This window comes from Aeromonas caviae (genome assembly GCF_000819785.1).
GTDB classification, from domain to species: Bacteria; Pseudomonadota; Gammaproteobacteria; order Enterobacterales; family Aeromonadaceae; genus Aeromonas; species Aeromonas caviae.
This window is the reverse complement of record NZ_CDBK01000014.1, coordinates 118,883-136,747: the sequence shown is the minus strand read 5'-3', so window position 1 is coordinate 136,747 and position 17,865 is coordinate 118,883. Positions and strand designations below refer to the sequence as shown.

18 protein-coding genes are annotated in these 17,865 nt (G+C 63.4%); 17 read left to right on the top strand and 1 reads right to left on the bottom strand.

Annotation, left to right across the window (positions count from 1 at the left end; all coding sequences use genetic code 11):
- Nucleotides 1-83: 83 nt before the first annotated feature.
- The 5 genes from miaB to lnt all read left to right on the top strand — a co-directional run bounded on the left by miaB (nt 84) and on the right by lnt (nt 5,774).
- Entirely contained in the window at nt 84-1,517 is a 1,434-nt protein-coding gene (gene miaB / locus BN1120_RS01980; RefSeq protein ID WP_010673772.1) for a tRNA (N6-isopentenyl adenosine(37)-C2)-methylthiotransferase MiaB, read from the top strand.
- Nucleotides 1,518-1,567: 50 nt separating this feature from the next.
- Nucleotides 1,568-2,626, top strand: a complete 1,059-nt coding sequence (locus tag BN1120_RS01975) for a PhoH family protein (RefSeq protein WP_041212533.1) — start codon at nt 1,568-1,570, stop codon at nt 2,624-2,626.
- Nucleotides 2,623-3,087, top strand: coding sequence for an rRNA maturation RNase YbeY (gene ybeY / locus BN1120_RS01970; RefSeq protein WP_039041101.1), 465 nt, complete (start codon nt 2,623-2,625; stop codon nt 3,085-3,087). Before BN1120_RS01975 ends, ybeY begins: the two co-directional genes overlap by 4 nt.
- Before the next feature lie 95 nt (nt 3,088-3,182).
- A complete protein-coding gene (corC, locus tag BN1120_RS01965; RefSeq protein WP_010673769.1) occupies nt 3,183-4,064 on the top strand; it encodes a CNNM family magnesium/cobalt transport protein CorC in 882 nt (293 codons plus the stop codon).
- Between the two features lie 180 nt (nt 4,065-4,244).
- A complete protein-coding gene (gene lnt / locus BN1120_RS01960; protein ID WP_042014505.1) occupies nt 4,245-5,774 on the top strand; it encodes an apolipoprotein N-acyltransferase in 1,530 nt (509 codons plus the stop codon).
- A gap of 85 nt (nt 5,775-5,859) precedes the next feature.
- On the opposite strand, the gene BN1120_RS01955 is transcribed toward lnt, so the two are convergent.
- Nucleotides 5,860-6,348, bottom strand: a complete 489-nt coding sequence (locus BN1120_RS01955; RefSeq protein ID WP_041215952.1) for a zinc ribbon-containing protein — start codon at nt 6,346-6,348, stop codon at nt 5,860-5,862.
- Nucleotides 6,349-6,599: 251 nt separating this feature from the next.
- Between BN1120_RS01955 and leuS the strand changes: the two genes are divergently transcribed.
- The 12 genes from leuS (at nt 6,600) to BN1120_RS01895 (ending at nt 17,756) form a co-directional block, all read left to right on the top strand.
- Nucleotides 6,600-9,176: a leucine--tRNA ligase gene (gene leuS, locus BN1120_RS01950; protein WP_042014504.1), complete on the top strand. Its 2,577-nt coding sequence runs from the start codon at nt 6,600-6,602 to the stop codon at nt 9,174-9,176.
- A gap of 112 nt (nt 9,177-9,288) precedes the next feature.
- Nucleotides 9,289-9,771 carry an LPS-assembly lipoprotein LptE gene (locus BN1120_RS01945; protein ID WP_010673765.1) on the top strand — a complete coding sequence of 161 codons (483 nt, stop codon included), beginning with the start codon at nt 9,289-9,291 and terminating at the stop codon, nt 9,769-9,771.
- Between the two features lie 27 nt (nt 9,772-9,798).
- Complete coding sequence (locus BN1120_RS01940; RefSeq protein WP_042014502.1) at nt 9,799-9,942, top strand: hypothetical protein; 144 nt, start codon at nt 9,799-9,801, stop codon at nt 9,940-9,942.
- Entirely contained in the window at nt 9,942-10,085 is a 144-nt protein-coding gene (locus BN1120_RS01935; protein ID WP_042014501.1) for a hypothetical protein, read from the top strand. The genes BN1120_RS01940 and BN1120_RS01935 overlap by 1 nt, the downstream gene beginning before the upstream one ends.
- Entirely contained in the window at nt 10,085-11,119 is a 1,035-nt protein-coding gene (gene holA, locus BN1120_RS01930) for a DNA polymerase III subunit delta (RefSeq protein ID WP_042014500.1), read from the top strand. Before BN1120_RS01935 ends, holA begins: the two co-directional genes overlap by 1 nt.
- On the top strand, nt 11,113-11,766 hold the full coding sequence (gene nadD, locus BN1120_RS01925; RefSeq protein WP_042014499.1) for a nicotinate-nucleotide adenylyltransferase: 654 nt from the start codon (nt 11,113-11,115) through the stop codon (nt 11,764-11,766). The genes holA and nadD overlap by 7 nt, the downstream gene beginning before the upstream one ends.
- Before the next feature lie 212 nt (nt 11,767-11,978).
- Entirely contained in the window at nt 11,979-12,320 is a 342-nt protein-coding gene (rsfS, locus tag BN1120_RS01920) for a ribosome silencing factor (RefSeq protein ID WP_010673762.1), read from the top strand.
- Nucleotides 12,321-12,341: 21 nt separating this feature from the next.
- The gene (gene rlmH / locus BN1120_RS01915) at nt 12,342-12,809 is read left to right on the top strand and encodes a 23S rRNA (pseudouridine(1915)-N(3))-methyltransferase RlmH (protein ID WP_005298242.1); all 468 of its coding nucleotides are present in this window, start codon (nt 12,342-12,344) and stop codon (nt 12,807-12,809) included.
- Between the two features lie 64 nt (nt 12,810-12,873).
- Nucleotides 12,874-14,787, top strand: coding sequence for a penicillin-binding protein 2 (gene mrdA / locus BN1120_RS01910; protein ID WP_010673761.1), 1,914 nt, complete (start codon nt 12,874-12,876; stop codon nt 14,785-14,787).
- A complete protein-coding gene (gene rodA, locus BN1120_RS01905; protein ID WP_039041107.1) occupies nt 14,784-15,887 on the top strand; it encodes a rod shape-determining protein RodA in 1,104 nt (367 codons plus the stop codon). The genes mrdA and rodA overlap by 4 nt, the downstream gene beginning before the upstream one ends.
- Nucleotides 15,887-16,885 (top strand): lytic murein transglycosylase B, encoded by a 999-nt coding sequence (mltB, locus tag BN1120_RS01900; protein WP_041212526.1) that lies wholly within the window; start codon nt 15,887-15,889, stop codon nt 16,883-16,885. Before rodA ends, mltB begins: the two co-directional genes overlap by 1 nt.
- Complete coding sequence (locus tag BN1120_RS01895) at nt 16,827-17,756, top strand: septal ring lytic transglycosylase RlpA family protein (protein WP_042014497.1); 930 nt, start codon at nt 16,827-16,829, stop codon at nt 17,754-17,756. Before mltB ends, BN1120_RS01895 begins: the two co-directional genes overlap by 59 nt.
- Nucleotides 17,757-17,865 lie beyond the last annotated feature (109 nt).

The following is a 17,865-nucleotide window of genomic DNA, read 5'->3' as shown; positions in this document are numbered from 1 at the left end:
CCCAGACTGGTCAGCACCGGGATTGCGGAGTAAAATGGCCGGTCCTTTGACCCTGCCGATTTCAAAACCAGTCACGAGAAGCAATGAGCAAGAAACTTCATATCAAGACCTGGGGCTGCCAGATGAACGAGTACGACTCGTCCAAGATGGCGGACCTGCTGGATGCCAGCAATGGCTACACGCTTACCGAGGAGCCGGAAGAGGCAGATGTGCTGCTGCTCAACACCTGTTCCATCCGCGAGAAGGCCCAGGAGAAGGTGTTCCACCAGCTCGGTCGCTGGAAGAAGCTCAAGGCGAAAAAACCGGGGCTGGTGATCGGGGTGGGCGGCTGCGTCGCCTCCCAGGAAGGGGAGAACCTGCGCAGCCGGGCGCCCTATGTGGACATCGTCTTCGGACCCCAGACCCTGCACCGCCTGCCGACCATGATCAAGCAGGTGCAGGAGGGGCGCGGTGCCCAGGTGGACATCGCCTTCCCCGAAATCGAGAAGTTCGACAACCTGCCCGAACCCCGTGCCGAGGGGGCGACCGCCTTCGTTTCCATCATGGAAGGCTGCTCCAAGTACTGCTCCTTCTGCGTGGTGCCCTACACCCGTGGCGAGGAGGTGAGCCGGCCACTGGATGACGTGCTCTATGAAATCGCCCAGCTCGCCCAGCAAGGGGTGCGCGAAGTGAACCTGCTCGGCCAGAACGTCAACGCCTACCGGGGGCCGACCTTCGACGGGGAGGTCTGCACCTTCGCCGAACTGCTGCGCCTGGTGGCTGCCATCGACGGCATCGACCGCATTCGCTACACCACCAGCCACCCGGTCGAGTTCACCGACGACATCATCGAGGTCTATCGTGATACCCCCGAGGTGGTCAGCTTCCTGCACTTGCCCATCCAGAGCGGCTCGGATCGCATCCTGACCATGATGAAGCGCCCGCACACCGTGCTGGAGTACAAGTCCAAGATCCGCCGCCTGCGCGCCGTGCGTCCCGACATCACCATGAGCTCCGACTTTATCGTCGGCTTCCCGAACGAGACGGACGAAGACTTCGAGGCCACCATGAAACTCATCGAGGAGATCAACTTCGACATGAGCTTCAGCTTCATCTACAGCCCGCGCCCCGGTACCCCGGCCGCGGACCTGCCCGATGACGTCGACATGGAGGTGAAGAAGGCCCGCCTGACTCGACTGCAAAACCGCATCAATCACCAGTCCATGCTCATCGGCCGCGCCATGCTGGGCTCGGTGCAGCGCATCCTGGTGGAGGGGCCCTCCAAGATGGATCCCATGCAGCTCAGTGGCCGCACCGAGAACAACCGGGTGGTCAACTTCGAGGGGCCGCACCGCCTCATCGGCGGCTTCGCCGACGTGGAGATCACCGACGTACGCCCCTACTCCCTGCGCGGCCGCTTCATCCGCGGCGAGGACGAAATGAACCTGCGCATCGCCACGGCCCCGAGCGAGATCCTCGCCCGTCGTCCTGACAACGTGCCCGATGATCTGGGCGTTGCGGCCTTCAGACCCCATTGATGACTCTCTCCCCCGCCCCCTGGCGGGGGAACAACCGATAAGAGGACACCTTGAGCCGACACATCTCCACCCTGAATCTGCACCTTGAACCCGCCGACAACCAGCGCCTCGCCAGCCTGTGCGGACCCTTTGACGACAACCTCAAGCAGCTGGAGCGACGTCTCGGCATCGAGATAAGCTACCGGGACAACCACTTCCAAGTGATCGGCAAGCAGGCCCAGGTGGAGGCGGCTGCCGTCATCCTCAAGCACCTCTATGTGGAAACCCAGCCCCTCAAGGGGAGCAAGGTGAGCGACATCACCCCCGAGATGGTGCACCTGGCGGTGCAGGAGTCCCGCGTGCTGGAGCAGGACGACGACCCCGCCCCTTCCCTGCCCTACGGCAAGGAGGTCACGGTCAAGACCAAGCGCGGTCTCATCAAGCCCCGCAGCCCGAACCAGGCCCAGTACATCGCCAATATCGTGCGCCACGACATCAGCTTCGGCATCGGGCCCGCCGGGACCGGCAAGACCTATCTCGCCGTGGCCGCCGCCGTGGATGCCCTGGAGCGCCAGGAGATCCGCCGCATCCTGCTGACCCGCCCGGCGGTGGAAGCCGGTGAGAAGCTCGGCTTTCTGCCCGGCGATCTTTCCCAGAAGGTGGACCCCTACCTGCGCCCCCTCTACGACGCCCTGTTCGAGATGCTGGGCTTCGAGCGGGTGGAGAAGCTGATGGAGCGCAACGTCATCGAGGTTGCACCGCTTGCCTACATGCGAGGCAGAACCTTGAATGACGCCTTTATCATCCTGGACGAGGCCCAGAACACCACCACGGAACAGATGAAGATGTTCCTGACCCGCATCGGCTTCAACTCCAAGGCGGTGGTGACCGGCGACATCACCCAGGTGGACTTGCCTCGCAGCACCAAATCCGGTCTGCGCCACGCCCTGGAGGTGTTGCAGGGGGTCGATGGCCTCTCCTTCAACTTCTTCGAGTCCAAGGACGTGGTGCGCCATCCCGTGGTGGCCCGCATCGTGCAGGCCTACGAGGCATTCGATGCCCAGCAGGCGGCCGAGAAGAGCGCAGCCACTCCCCGCAACGAGAACACCAGCAAAGAGAGTGCCCAATGAGCGTGACCCTGGATCTGCAACTGGCCTGCGCCAGCCCGGACGGCCTGCCGACCGAGGCCCAGCTGCAAGGCTGGCTCGACGGCACCATTCTGGGCTTCCAGCCCGAGGCCGAGGTGACGGTGCGCCTGGTGGACGAGGCGGAGAGCCGCGAGCTCAACCACACCTATCGCGGCAAGGACAAGCCCACCAACGTGCTCTCCTTCCCCTTCGAGGCGCCGCCGGGTCTCGAGCTGCCCCTGCTCGGGGATCTGGTGATCTGCCGCCAGGTGGTCGAGGCCGAAGCCGTCGAACAGGGCAAGCCCCTGATGGCCCACTGGGCTCACATGGTTGTGCATGGCAGTCTGCATCTGCTAGGTTATGACCATATCGAGGACGAGGAAGCCGAGGAGATGGAGCAGCTCGAGCGCGACATCATGCAGGAACTGGGCTTCGCCGATCCTTATCTGAACGACGAAGAGTAACGAACCGGATGGTCATCGTCTTGAAACAGCCGATGCCCATCCTCATATAGCCACAACGATTTCAAGTGTGTTCATACGAGTAACCAAGAGAGAAAATGACCGACGATCACCCTAGTACCGGCTCGCCGAAGAAAACCTGGCTCGACAAACTCAGCCAACTCTTTCAGGGCGAGCCAAAAGACCGCAACGATCTGGTAGAGGTCATCGCCGATGCCGAAGAGCGGGACCTCATCGATCAGGACACCAAGGACATGATCGAGGGCGTGCTCGAAATTGCCGAGCTGCGCGTGCGTGACATCATGATCCCCCGCTCCCAGATGGTGACCATCGAGAAGTCCCAGCCGGTGGACGAGTTCCTGCCGGTCATCATCGAATCCGGCCACTCCCGCTTCCCGGTGATCAACGAAGACAAGGATCACGTGGAGGGCATCTTGCTCGCCAAGGATCTGCTGCCGTTCGGTTTTGGCGGCCAGCATGCCAGCGAACCGCTCCAGCTGGAGAAGATCCTGCGTCCCACGGTGATCGTGCCGGAGAGCAAGCGGGTCGATCGCCTGCTCAAGGAGTTCCGGGAAGAACGCTACCACATGGCCATCGTGGTGGACGAATTTGGCGGTGTCTCCGGCCTCGTGACCATCGAGGACATTCTGGAGCTCATCGTCGGCGAGATTGACGACGAGTTCGACGACATCGAGGACGAGCCGGAAGAGATCCGCCGCATCAGCAAGCGGGTCTTCTCGGTGAGCGCGCTGACCGAGATCGAGGACTTCAACGACTTCTTCGGCACCCAGTTCAGCGATGAAGAGGTGGACACCGTCGGCGGTCTGGTGATGCACGCCTTCAGCCACCTGCCCAAGAAAGGTGAAGAGATCGAACTCGACGGCTACCTGTTCAAGGTGATGCACGCCGATCGCCGTCGCCTGCAACAGTTGCAGGTAAAGATCCCCGAGCATCATGCGGCGGCGCAGCCGGAGTCCTGATCCCGCCCAGCCCCACGCACATCCCGCGCCCCTCTCGTCAGGGGCGCTTTTTTTACCTCTCTCCCGCCGCGCGACCGCCACTTGGCCCACGCCGACCGCGAGGCTCGCCGTTGACCCGGTTTGCGGTTAAGATGTCGGCCATTGTGTTTTCATTCAGTCCAATTCGAGCCCCGATCCCCCGTGAAATCGAAACTCCTGACCAGCCTGTTTGCCATTGCCAGCGGCGCCATTGCCGTGCTGGCCTTCTCCCCTTTCGGCTACTGGCCCCTGGTGATCCCCTCCCTGCTCGGCCTTTACGCCCTGCTGGACAAGGCCACCCCCAAACAGGCAGCCTGGCGCGGCTTCGGCTACGCCATGGGTCTGTTCCTGCCCGGGCAGTGGTGGATCCACGTCAGCATGACGGAGTTTGGCGGCATTCCGCTGCCGGCCGCCTTCGTGCTGCTGGCCGGGCTCTGCGCCTATCTCTCCCTCTATCCGACCCTGGCCTGCTGGCTCTTCGCCCGCTTCTTTGCCGGCCGCCACTGGAGCCGCTGGCTGCTCGCCTTCCCGGCGCTCTGGCTGATGGCCGACTGGCTGCGGGGCTGGGTGATGACAGGCTACCCCTGGCTCTGGTTCGGCTACACCCAGATAGACGGCCCCCTCAAGGGCTTCGCTCCCCTTCTCGGGGTGCAAGGCATCACCCTCGCCCTGCTGCTCACCGCCTCCGCCCTCTGGCTGGTATGGCAACACCGCAAGCCGGCCTGGCTGCTGCTCCCTGTCGCCCTGGTGGGCGCCGCCCAGGGGCTGATGCAGCTCAACTGGGTGACCCGGGGTGAACCGGTCAAGGTCGCGCTGGTGCAGGGCAACATCGAGCAGTCCCTCAAGTGGGATCCGGAGGCCCTGGTGCCGACCGTGCGCAAGTATCAGGATCTCAGCCGCGAGAACCAGGATGCCGACATCATCGTCTGGCCGGAGTCTGCCATCCCGGCCATCGAGAAGGAGATGGGTACCTATCTGGAGAGCCTGGACAAGGCGATGAAGGTGAACGACACCGGCCTGCTGGCGGGGATCATCCATTACGATCTGAAACAGCAGCGCTTCTTCAATACCGTGCTCGGCATGGGGGTGCAGGATGCAGAAGGCAAGGAGTCCTACTACTACGAGCACAAGAACCGCTACTACAAGTACCACCTGCTGCCCATCGGCGAGTTCGTGCCCTTTGAAGATCTGCTGCGTCCCATCGCCCCCTTCTTCAACCTGCCCATGTCCTCCTTCAGCCGGGGTGACGAGGTGCAGCCGAACCTGATCGCCAAGGGGCTCAAGTTTGCCGCCGCCATCTGTTACGAGATCATCTTCCCGGACGAGGTGCGCCGCAACGTGCAGCCGGATACCGACTTCCTGCTGACCGTCTCCAACGACGCCTGGTTCGGCACCAGCATCGGCCCCTGGCAGCACATGGAGATCGCCCGCATGCGTGCCCTCGAGCTGGCCCGCCCACTGCTGCGCGACACCAACACCGGCATCACCATCGTCACCGAGATAGACGGCAGCATCATCGCCCAGATCCCGCAGTTCGAGGCTGGAGTATTGCGTGCCGAGGTACGCCCCGCCCACGGCCAGACCCCCTATCTGCGTTTTGGCAGCTGGCCCATGTATGGCCTGGCCGCCGCCCTGCTGGGGCTGGCCCTGTGGCTGCGCCCCCGCGCCCACCCCTGGGCGCGCAAGGGCTAAGACCACACAACCCCGATAAACAAAAGAGGCGCCCTTGGGCGCCTCTTTTTATGGTTTGGCTTATGGCTTGGCACAGTCTGGCGGCTCAAGGAGACAGCGGCTCACGGTGATACTCATCGGCCCCGCACTCCGGGCAGGTGCCAAGCTGCTCTGGATGCAGCACGGTATGGCGCCACTCGCAGTGATCGCACACCAGCACCCCGAGTCCCACCCAGTCCCCCGCCCGGTAGACCCCCTTGTGTTCCAGCTCGTCCGCCAACTCCTGCCACTCCACCTGGGTGCGGTCGGTCACGTCTGCCAGCCAGGACCAGGCGGTGTCCTTGAGCGCCAGCATGAAGGCCGACTCCTCCACCTGCTCATCCTTGCGCCCTTCGTCATAGTTGCCCAGATCCCGCTTCACATACTCGGCGATCAGCGCCAGCTCGTCCTGGGTCAGATCCCCGGCCGCCTCCAGATAGGCCTGCACCTTGGCGATCATCCGGTTGAGGCGCTCTCCCTGAAACGCTTCCGTCTCTTCCCACTGCTTCTTGAGCTGGGCGATAAAGGCTTCATACCCTTGTCGACGTTTGTCCATGGCCATCACTCCTCTGCTGAATCCCGATCGAGCCAGACCCTGACCTCGGGCTCGGCGGATACGGGCGGCGGTTGCCATTCTCACTTCGTTGCGACTCTCGCGGCTCTTGCGGCTCTGCAAATCCTCGCGGGTACCGGACCTGGCCCGAGACCGGGCGGATGCTGGCGGTTGTTGCCGCCGCAGGATATGGGTATTCTATCGGGATTTCCCAGCCGTTTTATCTATTCATTTCACAGATCCGGATGTCACCAATGCAAGAGCAATACGTTCCCCAATCCATAGAACCAGCAGTGCAGAAGCACTGGGATGCCAAGAAAACCTTCAAGGCGGTGGAGAAAGTAGACAAGGAAAAGTTCTACTGCCTCTCCATGTTCCCCTATCCGTCTGGTCGTCTACACATGGGGCACGTTCGCAACTACACCATAGGTGATGTGATCTCCCGTTATCAACGGCTCAATGGCAAGAACGTGCTGCAACCCATCGGTTGGGACGCCTTCGGCCTGCCGGCAGAAAACGCCGCCATCAAGAACAACACGGCGCCGGCCCCCTGGACCTACGAAAACATCGAATACATGAAGAACCAGCTGAAGATGCTGGGTCTGGGCTATGACTGGGATCGGGAGCTGGCCACCTGCAAGCCGGACTACTACCGCTGGGAGCAGTGGTTCTTCACCAAGCTCTACGAGAAGGGTTTGGTCTACAAGAAGACCTCCTCCGTCAACTGGTGCCCGAACGACATGACGGTGCTGGCCAACGAGCAGGTTGTCGACAACTGCTGCTGGCGCTGTGACACCCCGGTGGAGCAGAAAGAGATCCCCCAGTGGTTCATCAAGATCACCGACTACGCCGAAGAGCTGCTGAACGACATCGACAATCTGGAAGGCTGGCCTGAGATGGTCAAGACCATGCAGCGCAACTGGATTGGCCGCTCCGAAGGGGTCAACATCAGCTTCAATATCGACGGTCAGGCCGAGCACCTCGAGGTCTACACCACCCGTCCGGACACCTTCATGGGTGTGACCTATGTGGGCATCGCCGCCGGTCACCCGCTGGCGCTGCAAGCAGCCCAGAACAATCCGGAGCTGGCCGCCTTCATCGAAGAGTGCAAGAACACCAAGGTGGCCGAAGCTGAACTGGCCACCATGGAGAAGAAGGGCATGGCCACCGGCCTCTACGCCATTCACCCGCTGGATGGCCGCAAGGTGCCCGTCTGGGTCGCCAACTTCGTGCTGATGAACTACGGCACCGGCGCCGTGATGGCGGTACCGGGTCACGACCTGCGTGACCACGAATTCGCCACCAAGTACGGCCTCGAGATCAAGCCTGTCATCAAGCCGGTTGATGGTGACGTCGACGTGAGCGAAGCGGCTTATACCGAGAAGGGCGTGCTGTTCAACTCCGGCGAGTTCGACGGCCTCGACTTCCAGGGTGCCTTCGATGCCATCGCCAACAAGCTGGAAGGGCTCGGCAAGGGCAAGCGCACCGTCAACTACCGTCTGCGCGACTGGGGTGTCTCCCGTCAGCGCTACTGGGGCGCTCCCATCCCGATGCTGACCCTGGCGGATGGTACCGTGGTGCCGACCCCGGAAGATCAACTGCCGGTACTGCTGCCGGAAGACGTGGTGATGGATGGTATCCAGAGCCCGATCAAGGCCGATGCCGAGTGGGCAAAGACCACTTACAACGGCCAGGAAGCGTTCCGCGAGACCGATACCTTCGACACCTTCATGGAGTCCTCCTGGTACTACGCCCGCTACTGCTCCCCGGACTACGACAAGGGCATGCTGGATCCGGCGGCTGCCAACCACTGGCTGCCGGTGGATCAATACATCGGCGGCATTGAGCACGCCTGTATGCACCTGCTCTACGCCCGCTTCTTCCACAAGCTGCTGCGCGATGCGGGCCTGGTGAACAGCGACGAGCCGTTCAAGCGTCTGCTTTGCCAGGGCATGGTGCTGGCCGACGCCTTCTACTACAAGGATGAGAAGGGCGGCAACGTCTGGGTCAGCCCCCTCGACGTCAAGGTGGAGCGTGACGAGAAGGGTCGCATCACCAAGGCCATCGACAACGAAGGTCGTGAGGTGATGCACTCCGGCATGACCAAGATGTCCAAGTCCAAGAACAACGGCATCGACCCGCAACTGATGGTGGAGCGTTACGGCGCCGATACCGTCCGTCTGTTCATGATGTTCGCCTCTCCGGCCGAGATGACCCTGGAGTGGTCCGACTCCGGCGTGGAAGGTGCCCAGCGCTTCCTGCGTCGCCTGTGGCGCATCACCTTCGAGCACGTATCCGGTGGCGCCGTTGCCGCACTGGACGTCGCCGCCCTCACCAGCGACCAGAAAGCCGTGCGCCGCGAGCTGCACAAGACCATCGCCAAGGTGAGCGACGACGTGGGTCGTCGTCAGACCTTCAACACCGCCATCGCCGCCATCATGGAGCTGATGAACAACCTGGCCAAGCTGGGCAGCGACGAGCAGGACCGCGCCCTGATGCAGGAAGCGCTGGAAGCGGTCGTGGTCATGCTCTACCCCATCACCCCGCACATCGGCTTCGAGCTGTGGAAGATGCTGGGCAAGGAAGGGGACATCGATGTCGCGGCCTGGCCGGTGGCCGACGAAGCGGCCATGGTCGAGACCGAGAAGCTGGTGGTGGTGCAGATCAACGGCAAGATGCGCGGCAAGCTGACCGTGCCGGCCGAGATAAGCCAGGCCGACGTCGAGAAACTGGCCATGGCCGATGCCTCGGTCCAGAAGTTCACCGACGGTCTGACCGTGCGCAAAGTCGTGTACGTGCCGGGCAAGCTGCTCAACATCGTGGCCAACTGATGACGCCTCCCCTGGCGGCGGCCGACGGTCCGGGCCAGGGGCTGACGACACACGGATGATGACGGCGGGCCCTGCGCCCGCCGCTCTTCCCTTCATGCAAAGAGGATTTTTTATGGGCACCATCTTCACGCGCTGGATGGCCATCGTGCTGGCAGGACTGCTGCTGCAGGCCTGCGGTTTTCAGATGCGGGGCACCGCCATTCCCCCCGAGCTGATGACCATGAAAGTGGTCGGTGACAACAAGAGCGACTTCTACCGGCTGGTCACCACCCGTCTCAAGGCCGCTGGCGTGCAGCTCGCCGACAAGGAGGGCATCCCGGTGCTGACCCTGGCCGGGGTACGTAGCCGCAGCCAGGTCGCCTCCGTCGACTCCATCGGCCAGGACCGCGAATACCTGCTCAGTTACAGCACCCAGTTCACCGTGGTCATGCCGGGCAAACCGACCCAGGTCTTCCCCATCACCTTCAACCGCAGCTTCCTGAACAAGCCGGATGCGGCACTCGCCTCCTCCCGCGAGCAGGAGCAGCTGGGCAAGGAGATGCAGGAGCAGGCCGCCAACCTGGTTATTCGCCAGCTCAGTCAGGTCAAGTTCTGATGCGCGTATCTTGATGAGAGGGTGTTGATGAGAGTCTATCCCGAGCAGTTTGCGGATCATCTCAAGGCAGGGCTCAAGCCCTGCTATCTCATTTTTGGGGACGAGCCCCTGTTCAAGAATGAGCAAGCCATCGACCGTGAATCCTTCCCCCTCAACCAGGCCAGGTTCTGATGCGGATTTACCCTGAACAACTCGCGGACCATCTCAAGGCAGGGCTCAAGTCCTGCTATCTCATTTTTGGGGACGATCCCCTGTTCAAGAATGAGCAAGCCATCGACCGTGAATCCTTCCCCCTCAACCAGGCCAGGTTCTGATGCGGATTTACCCTGAACAACTCGCGGATCATCTCAAGGCTGGGCTCAAGCCCTGCTATCTCATTTTTGGGGACGAGCCCCTGCTCAAGCTGGAAGCCATCGACGCCGTGCGTCAGGTGGCACGCAAACAGGGCTTCGATGAGCGCCACAGCTTCGTGGTGGAACAGGGGCTGGACTGGAACCAGGTCTACGATGCCTGCCAGGCCATGAGCCTGTTCTCGGCCCGCCAGATCATCGAGCTGGAGCTGCCCGCCAAGATCGACAAGGATCTCGCCGCCCGCATCAGCGACATTGGCAAACAGCTCCACCCCGACCTGCTGCTGGTCCTGAGTGGTAATCGCCTAAACCAGACCCAGATGAAGGCGGCCTGGTTCGACAAGCTGAGCCAGAGCGGCACCTATGTGCCGGTCAACCACCCCGAGCCCCGCTTCTTCCCGCGCTGGATGAGCGCCCGCTTTCAGCGCTTCGGCCTCAAGGCACTGCCGGATGCGGTCAACTTCATGTGCCACGCCTACGAGGGCAACCTGCTGGCCGCGAGCCAGGAGATCGAGAAGCTGACCCTGCTCTCCCCGCCCCAGCCCATCAGCGTCGCCTATCTGCAGGAGACCATCATCCGCCACGCCCACTTCACCCCCTTCCAACTCGTCGATACCCTGCTGGAAGGAAAGGTGAACCGGGCCCAGCGCATCCTGCTGGCCCTGCGCGCCGAGGGCACCGAACCCGGCATGCTGGCCTGGACCCTGTGCCGCGAACTGGAGCAGCTCACCGAGCTGGCGCTGGCCGCCCGCGCCGGACAGCCCCTGGTGGAGCATTTCAGCCGCCTGCGCATCTGGCAGAGCCGCCAGCAGCTCATCCAGCAGGCGCTGACCCGGCTTCCCTTCCCCAAGATCCGGCAACTCTGGCAACTGATGGCCCAGCTGGACCATGCCCAGCGCCATTTCGACACCGAACAGGCCTGGCTGATGCTGCAAACCATCGCCCTCGGCTTTCGTGACGGTACCCCGCTCCCCCTGCTGGAGACGGAATCATGCTGACACCGCCCATCGGGATCCTCGGCGGCACCTTCGATCCCATTCACATCGGCCACCTGAGGCCCGCCATCGAGGCACGGGACGCCCTGGGTCTGGCCGAGGTGCGCCTGCTCCCGAACCATATCCCGCCCCACCGGGCCAATCCGCTCTGCTCCAGCGAGCAGCGACTCGCCATGGTCCGGCTCGCTGCGGCGGACAACCCGGGATTCGTGGTGGATGAGCGGGAGCTCAGGCGCGACACTCCCTCCTGGACCATCGACACCCTTGTCGAGTTGAGGAGCGAGCTGCCGGACACCCCGCTCTGCTTTTTGATGGGGATGGATTCCCTGCTCGGCCTGCCGAGCTGGCACCGCTGGCAGGAGCTGCTCGATTACGCCCACCTGGTGGTGAGCTGCCGCCCAGGCTGGCAACCGGATTATCCCGTCCAGGTGGCCGAGCTGCTGGCCCGCCACCAGACCCGGGACATTCGGGCTCTCCATCGCCAGCGCCACGGTCATGTCTGGCTTTGTGACAATCTGCCCGTCGAGCTGTCGGCCACACGCCTGCGTGCCCTGCTCGCGGCAGGCCAGGATCCCAAATACCTGCTGCCCAACCCGGTCGCCGACTATATCCGGCGCCACGGGCTCTACCGCTCATCGGCAACGCAGTAAACGGCGCCACGCAGGCGGGTCAGCCGACACGTCCGGGCGCACCGGGCCCGGCCCTGACTATTGCCAGGCCGGGTTGCACACTATAGTGATCGTCAAGGGGCCCCTCCCCCACGGGACGGCTCCCCGGGCGATGCTCCCTTTGCCAGGCTGGGAAACGGGAGTGACCATGATATAATCCGCCGCCCTCTGGCGCCGGAAGATAGGAGAAGACATTGCAAGGCCAAGAATTGCTCGCCTTTATCGTCGACAAGATCGATGACATGAAAGGCCGCGACATCATCACCCTCGATGTGCGCGGCAAATCCAGCATCACGGACACCATGATCATCTGCTCCGGCAACTCCAATCGTCACGTCAGTGCCATCGCCCACAACCTCGCCAGCGAGGCCCGTCATGCGGGGCTCGACCTGCTGAGCGTGGAAGGGGAACTCACCGGTGAGTGGGTGCTGGTGGACATGGGGTCGGTCATCGTCCACGTGATGCAGGATGAGTACCGCGACTTCTACCAGCTGGAAAAACTCTGGAGCGGCGCCGCCCAGGTCAATTCGCAATAAAGGGCGACAGCGTAACCAAAGATGAAGATCCAGTTGATTGCCGTGGGCACCAAGATGCCTGCCTGGGTAGAGCATGGCTTCGAAGAGTACCGTCGCCGCTTCCCCAAAGACATGCCGTTCGAGCTGGTCGAGATCGGCGCAGGCAAGCGCGGCAAGAATGCCGACATTCCCCGCATCCTGCAAAAGGAAGGGGAAGCCATGCTGGCCGCCGCCGGCCGCTCCCGCATCGTGACCCTGGACATTCCGGGCAAGCCCTGGACCACGGAGCAGCTCGCCGTGCAACTGGAAGCCTGGAAGCTGGATGGCCGGGATGTGGCGCTGCTGGTGGGTGGCCCGGAGGGGCTCTCCCCCGAGTGCAAGGCTGCCGCGGAGCAGAGCTGGTCGCTCTCGCCCCTGACCCTGCCCCATCCCCTGGTGCGGGTACTGGTGGCCGAGAGCCTCTACCGCGCCTGGAGCATCACCACCAATCACCCTTATCACAGAGAGTGACCCATGCCGACCCTGAGCATGCATTTCTCCTCTCTCACCCGCACGTCAGCCACAAGGTAACGGCATGCTGAAGAATCGCATTGAAATGCGCGATCACAGTGCCGAGGGACGTCTGTTCTTCCGGCGCACCCTGGTCGCCTACATCGGCATGGTCACCCTCATGCTGGTGCTGCTAGCTAACCTCTACTACCTGCAAGTAGAGTCTTACGAAACCTATCAGACCCGATCCAACGACAACCGCATCCGTGTGGTACCGGTGGCGCCGCCCCGTGGCCTCATCTACGACGCCAACGGTGTCCTGCTGGCGGAAAACCGCCCTGTCTACAGCCTGGAGATCGTGCCCGAAGAGACCGAGAACCTGGAGAAGACCGCGGACGACCTCATCACCCTGCTGGCCCTGCCGGAGGGGACCAAGGAGAAGTTCCTGGCCGAGGTCAAGCGTCAGCGCCGCTTCAAGCCCGTGCCCCTGTTCGAGAAGCTGACCGAATACCAGGTCGCCCTCTTCTCGGTCAACCAGCACAACTACCCGGGGGCCAGCATCGAGGCCTACCTCAAGCGCTACTACCCGTTCGGCGATACCCTGACCCATGCCCTGGGCTACGTGGCCAAGATCAACACCCGTGACGTGGAGCGCCTCGAGAAGGAGGAGAAGCTCGCCAACTATGCCGCCACCAAGGACATCGGCAAACAGGGGGTGGAGAAGTACTACGAGGATCAGCTGCACGGCGTGGCGGGTTATCAGGAGGTCGAGGTGAACAACCGCGGCCGGGTGGTGCGCACCCTGAAATTCCAGCCCCCCGAGCCCGGCAAGGACATCTACCTCAACATCGACATCCGCCTGCAGTTGAAAGCCCAGGAGCTGCTGGCCGGCCGCCGGGGCGCCATCGTGATGATGGAGCCCAACACCGGCGCCATCCTGGCCATGGAGTCGAGCCCGAGCTACGACCCCAACCTGTTCGTGACCGGCATCTCCAGCGCCAACTACTCGGCGCTGCTCAACGATCCCGCCCGGCCGCTGGTGAACCGCACCACCCAGGGCATCTATGCCCCCGCCTCCACCGTCAAGCCCATGATGGCGGTGATGGGGCTCAACGAGGGGGCGATCACTCCCAATTACCGCTACTTCGGCGGGCCCAGCTTCTCCATCCCGGGCACCACCAAGAAGTTCCGGGACTGGCGCCGCTGGGGCCACGGCTGGCTCGACGTCTATCGCGCCATCGAAGTGTCTGCGGACACTTATTTCTACGATCTCGCCTACCGGGTCGGCATCGACAAGATCAACAGCTACATGACCAAGTTCGGCTTCGGCCAGTACAGCGGCGTGGACCTCTATGAAGAGACCCGGGGCGTCATGCCCTCCCGGGACTGGAAGATGGCCCGCTGGCGTCAACCCTGGTACCAGGGGGACACCATCTCCATCGGCATCGGCCAGGGCTACTGGAGCGCCACCCCGATCCAGCTCGCCAAGGCCATCAGCATCCTGACCCAGAACGGTCACGACGTGACGCCGCACCTGCTCAAGAGCACCGCCTCCTCCGATGGCGTGGTCAACGCCCCCATCAACCCGAACGTGGCCATCGCCGCCAAGAGCGATACCTACTGGCAGGTGGCCAAGGACGGCATGTGGCGCGTCATCAATGGCCACGAAGGGACGGGGCGCCGCGCCTTCGCCAATACCCCCTACAAGGCGGCGGGTAAGTCCGGCACCGCCCAGGTTGTGGGCCTCAAGGAGAACCAGGTCTACAACGCGGCCACCACCAAGGTGGAGCACCGCGACAACGCCCTGTTCGTCGCCTTCGCCCCCTTCGAGGCACCCAAGGCGGTGGTCGCCCTGGTGCTGGAGAACGCCGGGGGCGGCAGCGCCATGGCGGCACCGGTCGCCCGCCACATGCTGGATGCCTATCTGCTGCCGCCGGAACCCCAGTTGCCACCGGCACCGGAAAAGCCGTCCCAACCGAGTGAGGTCGTTTCCCAATGAGTAATTCTGCCCGCCAGCAGAGCATCTGGTACAAGCTGCACATCGACCTGCCGCTGCTGCTCGGCCTGCTGACCCTGATGGCCCTCTCCATGGTGGTGCTCTACTCCGCCTCGGGCCAGGATCTCGACTCCATCGTGCGCCAGCTGGTGCGCGGCGCCCTGGCCTTCGGTCTGATGATCGGCATAGCCCAGCTGCCGCCCTCCCTCTATGCCCGCTGGTCGGTGCCCCTGTTTGCGGTGGTGGTGCTGCTGCTCATCGCGGTGGACGTGTTCGGCCATATCGGCAAGGGGGCCCAGCGCTGGCTCGATCTCGGCTTCATGAAGTTCCAGCCCTCCGAGGTGATGAAACTCTCCATGCCCATCATGGTGGCCGCCTGGCTCAGCCGGCACTCCCTACCGCCAAAGTTCAGCCATGTGATGATCGCCCTGGTGATGGTGCTGCTGCCCACCCTGCTGATCGCGGCCCAACCCGATCTCGGCACCTCCATCCTGGTAGCCGCTTCCGGCTTCTTCGTCATCTTCCTGGCGGGGATCAGCTGGTGGCTCATCGGGCTCGCGGTCTTGCTCATCTGCGCCTTCATGCCGGTACTCTGGTTCTTCCTGATGCACGACTACCAGCGCCAGCGGGTGCTGATGCTGCTGGACCCGGAGAAGGACCCGCTCGGTCGCGGCTATCACATCATCCAGTCCAAGATTGCGATCGGCTCCGGCGGCGTGTTCGGCAAGGGGTGGCTGCAAGGCACCCAGTCCCAGCTCGAATTCCTGCCAGAGCGCCACACCGACTTCATCTTCGCCGTCTTCAGCGAGGAGTTCGGTCTGGTGGGCGTGGCCCTCTTGCTGGTCATCTACCTCTACATCATCAGCCGCTGCCTGTTTATCTCCATGCAGGCCCAGAACAGCTTCGAACGCCTGCTGGGAGGCGCCCTGACCCTGACCTTCTTCGTCTATGTGTTCGTCAACATGGGCATGGTAAGCGGCATCCTGCCGGTGGTAGGGGTTCCCCTGCCACTGGTGAGCTACGGCGGCACCTCCATGGTGACCCTGATGGCGGGCTTCGGCGTTCTGATGTCCATCCAGACCCACAGGCGGCTGCTCGCCTGATGCGGCTCGGCTGGCTGGCTCTATCTCTGTGCACCCTGACGGCGGGTGCTGCCGTCTCGCCGGCCCGGCTCAGCCTGCTGGCCGAGCAGCAGCAGGTGCCGCTGGCAGAGTTGCAGGCCGCCGCCGCCCAGGCCAGCCTGCGCCAGGAGGTGCTGGACACCATCCGCCGCCCCTGGGAAGCCAAGCCCTGGCACCGCTACAGGCCGCTGTTCGTCACCCCGGAGCGCATCCGGGACGGAGTGGGATTCTGGCAGCGCCATGCCGCCACCCTGGCACGGGCCGAGCAGACCTACCAGGTCCCCGCCTCCCTCATCGTCGCCATCATCGGCATCGAGACCTTTTACGGTCGACAGATGGGGCGCCATCCGGTGCTCGACAGCCTTTACACCCTGGGATTCCACTACCCCGAACGGGCGGATTTCTTCGCCAAGGAGTTTGCCCAGCTGGTGCTGCTTGCCCGGGAAGAGAAGTGGCCGCTCACCACCCTCAAGGGCTCCTATGCCGGTGCCATGGGCATGGGCCAGTTCATGCCCTCCAGCTACCGCCACTACGCGGTCGACTTCGACGGAGACGGCAAGCGGGATCTCTTCGCCAACCCGGCAGATGCCATCGGCAGCGTGGCCAACTACTTCGCCCTGCACCACTGGCGCTGGGGCGAGCCGGTGGTGGAGCCCGCCTTGATCGGATTGGCGCCAGTAGGTACCCTGCTTGCACCCGAGCCCGAGCTAAGACACCGCTGGGCAGAGCTGGCCGCTGCGGGCATTGAAGTCGCCACACCGCCGTCACCCGAGACGCCGGTAAAACTGCTGGCGATGGAGCAGGCCGAAGGACCGGAATACTGGGTCGCGCGCCACAATTTTTACGTGATCACCCGCTACAATCGCAGCCCTCTCTATGCGATGGCGGTGCATCAACTCAGTCAAGCAATCCAGGACGCTTATGCATTACAGCCACAAACTTCTTCCCCTCAGCCTGACCTTGTTGCTGGCCGCCTGTAGCAGCCAACCCGAACCCCAGCCGCTGCCCCCGGAGCCCGTCCCCCAGGAGAAGCCCCAGGTCATCGAGATCCCCCAGGCGACCGGCGCCATTCCCCGCCCCGAACCCATGAGCGAGAGCGGCAACCGGGACTACTGGATCGGCAAGCAGAAGTTTGAGGTGTGGCGCGACATCAAGCACTACAGCGAGGAAGGCACTGCCAGCTGGCTCTCCCGGGATCTGGACGGCAACAAGACTGCCAACGGCGACGTGCAGGACAGCACCCTGTTCAGCGCCGCCCACCGCAACCTGCCCCTGCCAAGCTACGTGCGGGTCACCAATCTGGACAACGGTCTGGAGACCATAGTACGCGTCAATGATCGCGGCCCCTTCGGCAGCGATCGCCTCATAGATCTATCCCACGCCGCCGCCGCGCAGCTGGAGATGGTGGAAGGGGGTGAGGCCCGGGTGCGCCTCGAACTCATCACCGATCAGCCGGATCAGATGGTGGAGATGGTGCCCATGACCCCGATGACGCCCATGGAGCCTGCGGCGCCAGCCGCCAATTCCTTCGTCAACGAGACGCCGGCCCCCACGGTACCGGCCAAGGCCGCCCCTGCTCCTGCTCCTACCGCCACGGCGACCACCACCGTCTCCCCCCCCAAGGCCGGTGCGACCCAGGGCAAGATGATCCAGGTGCTCGCCAGCGGCTCGCAGGCGCGAGCCGAGGCCATGGGCAAGGTGATGACCCAGCGCTATGGCGTGCCGTACCAGGTGGTGGCACATGGCGCCGTCTTCCGCGTCCTGCTCGGGCCCGTGGCCAGCGACAAGCAGGCCCCCCTGCTCGAGCAGATCCGCCAGGGTGGGTTGGAGCAGGCCTTCATCGTGCCCTGATACCCGCCCCGACCTCGCGCCGGGATACGACGCGAGGTCGGGGACCATCCCATAAAATCCCGTCCAGGTCGCATCTCGGACTATGACCGACACGCACATCTGGTATAGT